Source organism: Aquimarina penaris, assembly GCF_040786285.1.
Lineage (GTDB): Bacteria > Bacteroidota > Bacteroidia > Flavobacteriales > Flavobacteriaceae > Aquimarina.
The window spans coordinates 146,505-159,103 of the sequence record NZ_JBFMKQ010000005.1 but is presented as its reverse complement, the minus strand read 5'-3'; the positions used below and the strand labels follow the sequence as shown (position 1 = coordinate 159,103).

General features: G+C 34.2%; 9 protein-coding genes. 5 read left to right on the top strand and 4 right to left on the bottom strand.

Annotation, left to right across the window (positions count from 1 at the left end; translation table 11 throughout):
- Positions 1-74: 74 nt before the first annotated feature.
- Both ABW637_RS20345 and ABW637_RS20340 read left to right on the top strand, forming a co-directional pair.
- Entirely contained in the window at positions 75-941 is an 867-nt protein-coding gene (locus tag ABW637_RS20345; RefSeq protein ID WP_367586567.1) for an OmpA/MotB family protein, read from the top strand.
- A gap of 167 nt (positions 942-1,108) precedes the next feature.
- Positions 1,109-3,187 carry a DUF5723 family protein gene (locus ABW637_RS20340; protein WP_367586566.1) on the top strand — a complete coding sequence of 693 codons (2,079 nt, stop codon included), beginning with the start codon at positions 1,109-1,111 and terminating at the stop codon, positions 3,185-3,187.
- Between the two features lie 128 nt (positions 3,188-3,315).
- Here the strand turns inward: ABW637_RS20340 and ABW637_RS20335 are convergent, their stop codons facing one another.
- Positions 3,316-3,903: a PPC domain-containing protein gene (locus ABW637_RS20335; RefSeq protein ID WP_367586565.1), complete on the bottom strand. Its 588-nt coding sequence runs from the start codon at positions 3,901-3,903 to the stop codon at positions 3,316-3,318.
- A 263-nt stretch (positions 3,904-4,166) separates the two neighbouring features.
- Between ABW637_RS20335 and ABW637_RS20330 the strand changes: the two genes are divergently transcribed.
- Positions 4,167-5,048 (top strand): AraC family transcriptional regulator, encoded by an 882-nt coding sequence (locus ABW637_RS20330; protein WP_367586564.1) that lies wholly within the window; start codon positions 4,167-4,169, stop codon positions 5,046-5,048.
- Positions 5,049-5,086: 38 nt separating this feature from the next.
- On the opposite strand, the gene ABW637_RS20325 is transcribed toward ABW637_RS20330, so the two are convergent.
- The 3 genes from ABW637_RS20325 to ABW637_RS20315 all read right to left on the bottom strand — a co-directional run bounded on the left by ABW637_RS20325 (position 5,087) and on the right by ABW637_RS20315 (position 8,690).
- Complete coding sequence (locus tag ABW637_RS20325) at positions 5,087-5,707, bottom strand: L-threonylcarbamoyladenylate synthase (protein WP_367586563.1); 621 nt, start codon at positions 5,705-5,707, stop codon at positions 5,087-5,089.
- 97 nt (positions 5,708-5,804) lie between these two features.
- Positions 5,805-6,335, bottom strand: a complete 531-nt coding sequence (locus tag ABW637_RS20320; protein ID WP_367586562.1) for a GNAT family N-acetyltransferase — start codon at positions 6,333-6,335, stop codon at positions 5,805-5,807.
- Positions 6,336-6,362: 27 nt separating this feature from the next.
- Positions 6,363-8,690 carry an ATP-dependent helicase gene (locus tag ABW637_RS20315; protein WP_367586561.1) on the bottom strand — a complete coding sequence of 776 codons (2,328 nt, stop codon included), beginning with the start codon at positions 8,688-8,690 and terminating at the stop codon, positions 6,363-6,365.
- Between the two features lie 424 nt (positions 8,691-9,114).
- On the opposite strand from ABW637_RS20315, the gene ABW637_RS20310 reads away from it, so the two are divergent.
- Positions 9,115-9,402: a hypothetical protein gene (locus tag ABW637_RS20310; protein WP_367586560.1), complete on the top strand. Its 288-nt coding sequence runs from the start codon at positions 9,115-9,117 to the stop codon at positions 9,400-9,402.
- A gap of 264 nt (positions 9,403-9,666) precedes the next feature.
- The gene (locus ABW637_RS20305; RefSeq protein ID WP_367586559.1) at positions 9,667-12,537 is read left to right on the top strand and encodes an Ig-like domain-containing protein; all 2,871 of its coding nucleotides are present in this window, start codon (positions 9,667-9,669) and stop codon (positions 12,535-12,537) included.
- The last annotated feature ends 62 nt before the right edge of the window (positions 12,538-12,599 follow it).

The following is a 12,599-nucleotide window of genomic DNA, read 5'->3' as shown; positions in this document are numbered from 1 at the left end:
TGGGTTAGTATTACATCACATTTTTGATAATTTTGAGTTATATAACCAGAATAAGACTTAAAACAAATTTCCTGATGAAAAAAGTAATGATTATTGGAGCCTCTATGGCGGTATTATTATCTTCTTGTGTTTCGCAAAAGAAGTTTTCCGAACTAGAAGCCAAACACAAAGAAACTGAAGACCTACTCAATACGGCATCTGTAAAATTAAATAGTTGTTTAGAAGAAAAAGCGAGTTCGACATCGCAACTAAAAGTTCTTCAAGATCAAGTATCGAACCTTAAAAATCAAAATTCTGCATTATTAAATAATGTAGGTAATTTAGCTACTCTTTCTACCAAAGAGGCAGAAAACCTTGAAAAATCTCTAGAAAGCATCAAGGAAAAAGACATGCAGATAAAAACAATGCGTGATGCTCTTACCAAAAAGGATTCTGTAACCTTAGCACTTGTAACCAGCTTAAAAGGAGCTTTAGGAAATCTTGCTGATGAGGATATCGAGATTAATGTAGAAAAAGGTGTAGTTTATGTATCGATTTCAGATAAACTTCTTTTCAAAAGTGGAAGTTATAATGTATCTGCCAGAGCACGTGAGGTGTTAGGTAAAGTTGCAAAAGTAGTTAATGATAAGCCAGACATCGAATTTTTGGTAGAGGGCCATACAGATAATGTACCCATCAAGAACAAAGTATTACTAGACAACTGGGATCTAAGTGTAAAACGTGCTACTTCTGTAGTGAGAGTATTACAAAATGATTTTAAAGTAGATCCAAAACGTATGACTGCTGCTGGTAGAAGTCACTATGTACCTGTTGCTGATAACACTTCTTCTGCAAATAAAGCAAAGAACAGACGTACAAGAATTGTAGTATTGCCAAAACTTGACCAGTTTTACAATATGATTGAAGACGGTATGAAAAAAGCTTCTCAGGGAGGAAACTAAACTCCGTTAAAATAATACAAAAGGGTTGCCTTATGGGCAACCCTTTTTTTGTTTATGTATATACCACATAAAACACTGTAAATCCCCTATCAGCGTGACAAACATGCATAAATGTTAAAAATTTAAGATATATTTGCTCGCTTAAAACCAAATCTAAATTTAAAAAAATGAAAAAACTTATCCTCTCAGGAATACTACTTATGAGTATGGTTTCTGTTAAAGCTCAATCCTATATGGGCTTTCTCACCGATAACTATAGTGGTGTGCATGGTGTACTTAGTAATCCAGCTAATATTGTAGATTCACGATTCAAGACAGATATCAATCTGGTGGGTGTTAGTGCTTTTGCAGGAAACGATTACTTTGGAGTTAGCGTTAGCGACCTTCTTGATGACGATTTTGAGTTTGAAGACGAGGCTAAAAGATTTCCAAAAGATCAAAATAATTTAATTGGAAATGTAGATGTGTTAGGACCCGCATTTATGTTTAATATTAACGAAAAGAATTCAATTGCCGTATATACAAGAGCAAGGGCCTTCTACAATGTTAATGGAGTAAATGGAGAAACTTTAGAAAGCTTAATAGATGACCTGGATGATGATATAAGCTTTGCTGTAAATCAGGGCGATTTATATGGTAGTGCAAATGCTTGGGCAGAAGTTGGTGTTTCTTATGCAAGAGTTTTAATGAGTAAAGAAGAGCATTTCTTAAAAGGAGGTATAACTCTAAAATATTTACAAGGACTAGGAACTGCTTATGCCAGAGGTACCGGTTTAGCAGTTACATTTGATGCAAACGCAATTGCCGCAGGAAATGGTAGTGTAACCACCCTGGGAGAAGCAGCCTACGGATATAGTGAAAACCTCGAAGAAGACTTAGAGGATGTAGAAATTGTGAGTGGGTCTTCTGGTATTGGTGTTGATCTTGGTTTTGTATACGAATGGAGACGAGATTATAAAGAATATACGTCTACAGATAGTAAAGGAAACCCATTTACACCAAAAGACATCAATAAGTATAAACTAAAATTTGGATTGTCATTAACCGATCTGGGTTCTATCTCCTACGATGATGGAACAGAAGAAAGATATAATTTTAATAATACACTTACGCAGGATGATTTTGAAGATATTGATATTGATGAATTAGAAAGATTTTACGGCACTCCAATTCTTGTTGAAGCTGAAAAAGCTGTATTACCAACAGCATTGCATGCCAATGTAGATTGGAATATTAATCAGAAGTTTTATGTAAACTTGAATACCGATTTTTCACTTACCTCAAAAAAGAAAGCAAATAGAAGTAGAATTGCAAATGTTGTATCCTTGACTCCAAGGTTCGAAAGCAAATGGTTTAGTTTTTATTCTCCTCTTAGCCTTGTTCAGCATAGCGGTTTTCAATGGGGTGCAGGACTTAGAGCAGGACCTCTTTATGTAGGTTCGGGATCGATAGTATCATTACTAATTAGTGATGAATCTAAGGCTGCTGATGTATACGTAGGACTTAAGGTACCAGTATATCAATCTCGTCCTAAAGATAAAGACGGTGATGGTGTATTAGACAAAGTAGACGAATGCCCTGAAAAAGCTGGACCAGAAGAAAATTATGGTTGCCCATGGCCAGATACAGATGGTGATACTGTACTTGATAAAGACGACAAATGCCCTGAAGAAGCAGGAGAAGTGGATAATAACGGGTGTCCATGGCCAGATACAGATGGTGATGGATTACTTGATAAAGATGATAATTGTCCAGATGTTGCAGGTCCTTCAGGAAATCAAGGTTGTCCATGGCCTGATACCGATGGTGATGATGTTTTAGATAAAGATGACAATTGCCCAGATGTTGCAGGAACAGTTGCTAACAATGGTTGTCCCGAAGTAACCGAAGAAGTGCAAAAAACCTTGAATGAATATGCAAAGACAATTTTATTCGATTCAGGGAAATCCTCGATAAAAGCAGAATCAAATCAGGTTCTTAAAGATATCGTTGGCATTCTTAATGAGTACCCAACCGCCAAGTTTACTGTAGAAGGTCATACGGATAGTGCGGGTAGTGCAAAACTCAATCAAAGGCTATCAGACTCGAGAGCTAATGCCGTAAAGAATTACTTATCTGAAAATGGAATTGATCAATTTAGGTTGTCTGCTATCGGATACGGTGAAGATAGACCAATTGCAACGAACAAAACCAGAGCAGGAAGAGCACAAAACAGACGTGTAGAGATAAATCTTGTAAAAGAGTAAATAATCTCTTAATACTACACAGTACTATAATCGCCACGAATACTTGATATTCGTGGCGATTTATTTTTAAAAACAAAAGGCAATACATCTGTATTGCCTTTTGCATAGTGGTTGAGTTAATAAAACAATCAAATACTAACTTCTTTTATAAATTTTCTATCCTTCAGAGAGAAATATATAATATACTTCCCAGAGGGTACATCAGAAAAACTATAGGTTCTTTGAAAAATTAATTCGTCATCTTTAGCTTTTTCGCTAAATAGCATAACACCTTCTCTATCATATATTGAGATACTTAATGGTGATTTTTCTACTCTGTTTAACATTACTTTGACTATCGTATTCTCTACATCAACTTTTGGTTTAAATACGGTTATCGCCGAATTATTAATTAATGCAATTCCTTTTGGGTTTTTTAATACCGGTGTTACTTTTATATCAAATTCTGTTTCTGTTTCTACAAAATAGATCCCATCCTCTACAGTACTTAGATTAAAATACTTTCTATAAGAAGATACGGCGTCTAACGTAATATTAAATAATACAGCTCCTGAATAATCTTTTAGATACAATTTCTGCCCTTGACTTGTATTAGACAATGAAACATTAATTGTAGAAGAGTTCTCAATTTTTACAGATAAAACATCTGAAGCATTCACAATGGTACTAAATAATATAGCACAGATAAGTAGGCTTAGGTTAATTACTCTTTTCATAACTTTTTAGTTTTAGTTGTTAAGGTTTTATAGCACAAATCTACTATGGGAATATTTTATGAAATACAATTATATTTGCATAAATATGTTCTATTTTAACCTATAAAACTACGTTAAAACCCTACCTGGGTTAATTTAACACATTATTAAGAATATTCATGTATTTTTTTAACAGATAAAACACAATATTTACAAAAGAATTGCACTCACAGAAGTGCACCTTTTAATATTTTCAGTAGTTATAATTATGTAATTAATTAGTGATGAATAAACTTCATAATATTAAACCTTCTTTAGAAAAAATTGCTCCCGAATTCGGAAGTTCCTTTTACTACGAAACGTTTTCAAAAGAAAAAATTAATAAAGACCCTATCTGGCATTATCATCCCGAAATTGAAATAGTATATGTTAATGGCGGCACCGGAAAAAGGCAAATTGGTAGTCATATGTCATACTATCGTAATGGTGCTTTGATGTTGATAGGTGCTAACCTCCCTCATTGTGGGTTTACCGATAGCTTTACTGGGAATAGCAGCGAAACCATTATCCAGATGTTACCAGATTTTTTGGGAACATCTTTTTTTGAAATCCCCGAAATGAATGCCCTTGGAAAATTATTAGTACAAGCCAAAAAAGGTATTGTTTTTCATGGGGATACTAAAAGAAGAATTGGAGCCCAGATCGAAGCCTTAAAGAACTTAGAACCATTCGAAAAACTTATCGGAATCCTTGAAGTAATTAAAGAAATGGAAAAGACTAATGATTATACAATACTCAACGCTGAAGGATTTATTATAGAAACCGAAATTCAGGACAACAATAGAATCAATTTAATTTTCAATTTTGTACAGGAAGAATTTACAAGACCGATCCCTTTAGAAGAAATCGCAGATAAAGTAAGTATGAGCATCCCTGGTTTTTGTAGATATTTCAAAAAAATTACTGGCAAAACCTTTATTCAATTCGTAAATGAATATCGTTTAGTACATGCTTCCAAATTATTACACGAAAAACAAATAAGTATAACCGATATTTGTTACGAAAGTGGTTTTAGCAACTTTTCTCATTTCAATAAATTATTTAAAAAGTTTATAGGAAGAACTCCTAGTGAATATAGAAATGAGTTAACATATACGGTATCATAAAATTTATATATTCCATAAACCCCACATGCGGTCTATTCTTAAATAATATCTGTACTCCCTTTACCCTCTCTAAGTAAAACGGGCTCAGCACCTGTTAAATCAATTATTGTAGAGGGTATATTATCTCCATATCCTCCATCAATAACCATATCTACCAAGTTATCCCATTTTTCTAAAATTAATTCTGGATCTGTAGTATATTCTATTACTTCATCCTCGTCATAGATAGAAGTTGACACAATAGGATTACCCAACTCTTCGACTATTGCAGTACAAATGGTATTATCTGGCACACGAATCCCTACAGTTTTCTTTTTCTTAAATACCGTAGGTAAATTATTATTTCCTGGTAAAATAAAAGTATAAGGACCCGGTAATGATCTTTTTAATAATTTAAACGTACTATTATCTATTTGTTTCACATAATCAGAGAGATTGCTTAAGTCCTTGCAGATAAAAGAAAAATTAGCCTTTGCCAGTTTTACGCCTTTAATATGAGCTATCCGCTCTAAAGCTCTGGTGTTAGTAATATCACAACCTAATCCATAAACGGTATCAGTAGGGTAAATCACTAACCCCCCGTCTCTCAAGCATTTTACTACCTTTTGAATTTCGCGAGGATTGGGATTCTCTTCATATATTTTTATAAACTCTGCCATATACAATTATTATGATAAAGGTAATGCAAATTACAATAAAACATAGGTGTCTTGTTTATATCTATATGCTATACGCCTTTATCTTTAGTAATGCTCTTTAATCTATACCTAATTGTTCTTTGGTTAATTTATAGCGATTCACAAATTGTAAAAAATTAATCTGTCCAGGTATGGTTTCATATTTCTTGATAAATTCAAATCCGATCTTTACCAGGGTTTTATTGGGCGCTATGTTTTGAGCATAAGGCTCACAGATTAATTCCTCTAATTTAAAATTCTTAAAATAGAATGGAATTGTTTTCTTCAGAAACTCTACTCCTAACCCTTTCTTTCTTTTCGTATTGTTCCAAAGATGTAAATGCATTGTTGCTGTGCATCCAAACTCAATTTTATTAATATTAGAATGCCCTACAGGTTTATCGTCTAGTAACCATATGATATAGTAAAACTCTTTATCCGCATATGGTTTTTCGAATTCTTGATTAAGTTTTTTAATCCACTCAACTTTACTTGGTAGTTTATTTTTATCTGCACCCATCGATGTAAGGAATTCTGAATCAGCATTGATAAAATAATCAACCATTAATTCAATGTCATTCTTTTTCATTTCTCTAACCGATAGCTTCATTACCTATATTTTTTAGAGTACAATCATTTATAGAACCTTCAATTTTGCAAAACGAAGCAATAATTTTTTAATTCCCCCTTTTTCGAAATGAATTTCGGCCTTTTTATCCTGCCCTACTCCTTCTATTTTGATAATTTTCCCTCGACCAAACCTCATATGTTCTACTGCCGTTCCTGGTATTAGATTTCCATCAAATAGATTGGTATTAGATTCACTTGCTGCTCCATTAGATACTGGTCTTAGTTTTCTCAATTTCTGAAGCTGTTCTTCATTTGGTTTATGAGCCAAAGGAGGTGAGCCCGAAACCGGTTTCTTTAGTCTTAGCTTACTCTTATCTACTTCTCCGAAAATATCTGAATCAATTAGAGGCTTATATCGATAACTCTCTATTGGAGTCAAATATTCAAGGTATTGATCATCGATTTCTTCAATAAATCGACTTGGTTCTGCATCTACCAGTTTCCCCCATCGATAACGAGATTGCGTATAGGTAAGATAGGCTTGTTTTTCTGCTCTTGTTAATGCTACATAAAATAAACGTCGTTCTTCTTCTAGCTCACTTCTGGTATTCATACTCATTCCTGATGGAAATAGATCTTCTTCCATCCCAACGATATATACATGCGGAAATTCTAATCCCTTGGCAAGATGTATCGTCATTAATGCCACTCTATCGTCATCTCCAGTATCCTGATCTAAATCTGTAGCCAATGCTACATCTTCCAAAAACTCTGCCAATGAACCCGTTTCATCTGCCAACTCTTTTTGCCCTTCAACAAAATCACGAATACCATTAAGCAACTCTTCAATATTTTCGATACGAGCAATCCCTTCTGGTGTACCGTCCTTCTTTAATTCTTGTAATAATCCCGTTTTTTTAGCCACCATTTCTGCCAGTACGAATGCATCTGAAGTCTGATTTGCTACCTGAAAACTTTTGATCATCATCATAAAGTTTTCCAATCGTGTTTTGGTGCCACTATTAATTTTAAGGTTGATTCGCTCCAAGTTTTCAATCACCTCAAAAATAGATCGATCATAATGATTTGCAGCAACAACTAATTTATCAACCGTAGTGGCTCCAATACCTCGTGCCGGATAATTTATAACTCTCTTTAGAGCTTCTTCATCTTTTGGATTGATAACTAAGCGTAAGTATGCCAATACATCCTTGATCTCTTTGCGTTGATAGAATGACAAACCTCCATAAATTCGATACTTTATATCTCTTTTACGCAGTGCATCTTCTATGGCTCTAGATTGAGCGTTGGTTCTATATAACACAGCAAAATCACCGTTAGGTAAATGGTGTTGCATTTGATTTTCGAAAATAGAACTGGCCACATACCGCCCTTCATCTCCATCGGTTAACAATCTATTTACTAAAATTTTTGGTCCGGGATCATTAGCTGTCCAAACCACCTTATCCAGTTTGGTTTTATTTTTATCAATAATTGAGTTTGCCGCTTCTACAATATTCTTTGTGGACCTATAATTTTGCTCAAGCCTATATTGCTGAACATTATCATAATCTCGCTGAAAATTTAGAATGTTATTAATATTCGCTCCGCGGAAAGCGTAAATACTTTGTGCATCATCCCCTACCACACAAATATTCTGAAACTTATCAGACAAAGCGCGTACGATAAGGTATTGCGAATGATTAGTATCTTGATACTCATCAACTAATATATATCGAAATCGATTCTGGTATTTTGCTAAAACTTCTGGAAAACGATTAAGTAACTCATTGGTTTTTAAAAGTAAGTCATCAAAATCCATAGCACCTGCTTTAAAACAACGCTCTACATAATTTTGATAGATCTCACCCATTCTTGGTCGCTTAGCCATGGCATCAGCTTCGGTAAGTTCTGAGTTTTGAAAATATGCCTTTACAGTAATTAGACTATTCTTGTATGACGAAATTCTAGAATATACTTGCTTATATTTATAGATATCTTTATCGAGCCCCATTTCTTTTATAATTGAAGCTATCAATCGTTGAGAATCTTGGGTGTCATAAATTGTAAAATTTGAAGGATATCCTAATTTATCAGCTTCAAATCTAAGTATCTTGGCAAAAATAGAGTGAAATGTACCCATCCATAGGTTCTTCGCTTCACTTGGCCCAACAATACTAGCAATACGTTTTTTCATCTCACGAGCTGCCTTATTTGTAAATGTTAAGGATAGTATGTTAAAAGCATCCACTCCTTGATGCATTAAATAGGCAATACGATAAGTAAGCACTCGGGTTTTGCCAGACCCAGCACCAGCAATTACGATCATAGGCCCATCCTTTTGTAGAACAGGCGCTCGTTGCGCATCATTTAACTCTGCTAAATATTCTTCCAACGTAACAATTTTTAAAAAAGTGAAATTTAAGGAAAGAAAGACGGTTTTAAAACCATAAACTTCCCTTTTTGTAAACAAATCGTAGTCAATAACTTTTGTTCACAAATCGAGTACCTAAAATCATATTGATAATGTGAGGCTATACTCAATTCGTTATATATTATACCCGAAAAACATTTGATCTAAAGAAGTCAATCGTACCAGGTACTGGGTGGATAAACATAGCCTTTTTAAGAAAAGAAAAACTCTGAATAACACGTTTTAGTATTTTTTAAAAAGTAAGTTTTTTCCTTCATTAAATATTATTTTTGTAAATTTTATAGACAAAAAGCTATATTTTAAGTTTAAATGTCTTATATTGAGGAAAATTTAATACTAACCCCCTTTTTTATACGATTTAAAAAAGCAAACTCAATTTAACACTATGGCCCCAAACATGAATGTGCAAATGATTGAAAAGGAACAAATTAAATTATTAAAATTCCCCAAAAAAGATGTTCTTGATAAAAGAAAAGATCAGATTGATCGGTTTTTAGAATTGCAGAGAGCACTTTCTCTAGGAAATTTAGAACATCAAAAAGTAAGAATCATTTTTGTCGATGATCAAGGTATTAAAAAAGTAGAAACTACAATATGGGGTATAACTGATAAAGAGGTTATACTAAAGCAATCTACCATTATCCCTCTAGAAAGAATCATCAGTATTGCCTAAATTTTTAAGTACCCACAAAGAGTTATACAATAATTCAGAGTTTTTTAATCTAAAGCTCTTATTTTTTGGTAGAAGGCGTATTTTATATATAAAATACGTCTTTACTACATTTTTTATATTGTTTAAGATAAGATGTCTCGTATTTGTTCGTTACATACTTTTATACGATACGAAAATGAATTTATTTTAATCAAAACCAACGCGTTGTATACCTCCAAAAAAATTAACAACAATCAACATCCCAAAACTAATTAACCTAAAAAAATGAAAAAGAAATTATTGAAGTACATTCTTCTAATGGTTGTTCTAATCACTGCACAAAAATCTATTGCACAAACAGGCACACCACATTTGATATCGAATAACCAACAAAGCTTTATTAGTAACTTAATTAGTGTAAAAAAATCTAAGCCAACATCAATAAAAATCGATAATGATCAGTCGCTAACACTTACTCTTAATACTAAAGAAGAAACTGGTGAAGGCCTTACCTTAATTGGATATGTAAATAATGAAATAGCATCTACATTCTCTTTTTATGAAATCAATGGTAAATTAGAAGGTACTATAGTCCAACCCAAAAGCAAAAAAGCATATTCGTTATACTCTGAAACTGACGGAAAAGTATACCTTAAACAAACCGATATTAATTCGATTCTTTGTGTAGATTATGAAAAAGTGACTCCCGAAGAGGAAGAAAAAGAAGTACATCAAAAAAGCGCGTCGCTCAAAACTTCGCTTCAATTAGAAAGTTTACCCGGTGCTACTGGTATCATTTATCTTGATTTTGATGGAGAGGTAGTTTCTAATACGAGTTGGCTATCTGGTGCCACAATTAATGCAATATCACCCAATTTTACGGATGCAAAAATTATTGAAATTTGGAAAATTATGGCCGAAGATTTCCGCCCGTTTAATCTTAATGTAACCACGCGTAGAGATCTTTTTGATGCTGCTCCCAGAAACCGTAGAATGATGTGTATTTTTACTCCAACAAAAGACGCAGCACCTACATCTGGTGGTGTAGCATACGTAAATTCTTTTTCGGCCAATAATAACAACCCTTGTTGGGTATATAATTTATCGACAAGAGCAGCTGGAGAAACAGGGTCACACGAAGTAGGACATACACTAGGACTAAGACATCACGGAAAAGGTGCCACCACCTATTATAATGGACACGGTCAATGGAGCCCAATCATGGGATGGAGTGCCAGCAAACCTATCGGTCACTGGAGTGCCGGAGAATATGATGGAGCATCCAACCCAACACAAGATGATGTTGCGATGATTGCCAATAGTAGAAATGGTGTAGGATTTCAGACCGATGATCACGGTAATGATATTAATGCCGCTACCTCAATCCTGGTAAGCCCGGCAGGTAATGTTAGTTCTGATCAAAACTTTGGATTAATAAGTACCCGAGACGATAAAGATGTTTTTACTTTTGCTATAGAAACAGGACCCGTGTCTTTTTCTTTTGAACCAGACCCCGATTATCCTAATTTAAATATACAGGCCAGAATTTTGAATGAATTAGGTCAGGAAGTAGCTATTTCTGATCCAGATGGACTGTCTGCTGCCATATCAGAAAACCTTACCGAAGGTATCTATTTTATAGAAATTGATGGTGTTGGCGAAGGAACTGTAAATAATGGGTATTCTGATTTTTCATCATTAGGTAATTACACTATATCAGGAAGTTACATTCCGGGAGATGATAATAATCCTCCTTTATCAGAGTTTGAAGCCTCACAAAATTGTTTAGAAATTGCATTTAGAAGTACTTCTACAAATAGAATAAATTCGTATCTATGGAATTTTGGAGACGGTCAAACCTCTACACAAGAAAACCCTAATCATACTTACGCCACAGAAGGAGACTATACCGTAACCTTAACAACGACTAATGATTCTGGAAGCAATGTAAAAGAAAAGCCAAATTTTATAACTATTGATACTCCAAGCCAACCTGTTATCTCTGATCAAACCATTTGTAGTGGAGAGGCAATTACATTATCGGTATCGGGTAATAGTGATTTCAATTGGTATAGCACTTCAACAGGTGGTAGTAGTATAGCATCAGGAGCAACATATACAACTCCAGAACTTACTTCAAATCAAACCTATTATATAGAAGGAACAATTGGTGGATGTACTACCGCTACAAGAACTCAGGTAAATGTAAATGTATCTGCTAGTCCGAACCAACCTACAGCTTCAGACCAAAGAATTTGTAGTGGAGAATCGGTTACTTTGTCTGTATCCGGAAATAGTGAGTACATGTGGTATGAAACTCCCACCGGAGGCACAAGTATAGCTTCAGGGAGTACATACGAGGCCTCTGCCCTAACTTCATCTCAAACATATTATGTAGAAGGGATACTTGGTGATTGTATTACGCCAACAAGAACCGAAGTAAGAGTTACCGTAGCCGAAAGTTTACAACTACCTACTGCTTCTGATCAAAATATTTGCAGTGGAGAATCGGTAACGATTACTGTTTCAGGAAATAGTGATTACAATTGGTATGATGCCCCAACCCGAGGTACGATCATTGCATCTGGTAACACCTATGAAACCCCTGCCTTAACTTCTTCTCAAACCTATTATGTAGAAGGAGTACTAGGAGATTGTACCACAGGAGCCAGAACAGAAATAAATGCCATTGTTTCAGAATACCCAGAAATGCCTGTTGTGATGATCAATCAAAATCAGAGTTTAGGCATTATCGCAGAATTTTCAGCATATCAATGGTATTATAATAATGAGCCTATAGAAAATGCAAATGAATCAACGTATGTACCATTACAACGAGGAGAATATCAAATAGAAGTGTCTAATGATTCGGGATGTAACACTATTTCAGAAAAATTTGCTGTTGATGAATCTATTTTAAATTCAATCACAAATAATAGAAACTATACCTATTACCCTAACCCAATTAAGGGTGATGATCTTCTAAACATAGAAGGTTTTACGGTAGATGATTATGATGTGAGAATTGTAAATATTCAAGGTCAGATATTATTAAAATCAACCCCAACCTCTCAATTAGATCTATCTGAGTTATCTAATGGATTATACATTCTTCTTATCAATAATAAAGCTGTTGGGAAGTTTGTAAAACAGTAAATCATACATAAATATTAAAAGAAAGCATATCATTAAGAAAAAGTGATATGCTTTTTTAATGC

Bases quoted from the DNA above. Each gene is read 5' to 3' on its own strand.
- ABW637_RS20345 (WP_367586567.1), top strand. From the start codon at position 75: ATGAAAAAAGTAATGATTATTGGAGCCTCTATGGCGGTATTATTATCT.
- ABW637_RS20340 (WP_367586566.1), top strand. From the start codon at position 1,109: ATGAAAAAACTTATCCTCTCAGGAATACTACTTATGAGTATGGTTTCT.
- ABW637_RS20320 (WP_367586562.1), bottom strand. From the start codon at position 6,335: ATGAAGCTATCGGTTAGAGAAATGAAAAAGAATGACATTGAATTAATG.
- ABW637_RS20310 (WP_367586560.1), top strand. From the start codon at position 9,115: ATGGCCCCAAACATGAATGTGCAAATGATTGAAAAGGAACAAATTAAA.
- ABW637_RS20325 (WP_367586563.1), bottom strand. From the start codon at position 5,707: ATGGCAGAGTTTATAAAAATATATGAAGAGAATCCCAATCCTCGCGAA.
- ABW637_RS20335 (WP_367586565.1), bottom strand. From the start codon at position 3,903: ATGAAAAGAGTAATTAACCTAAGCCTACTTATCTGTGCTATATTATTT.
- ABW637_RS20305 (WP_367586559.1), top strand. From the start codon at position 9,667: ATGAAAAAGAAATTATTGAAGTACATTCTTCTAATGGTTGTTCTAATC.
- ABW637_RS20330 (WP_367586564.1), top strand. From the start codon at position 4,167: ATGAATAAACTTCATAATATTAAACCTTCTTTAGAAAAAATTGCTCCC.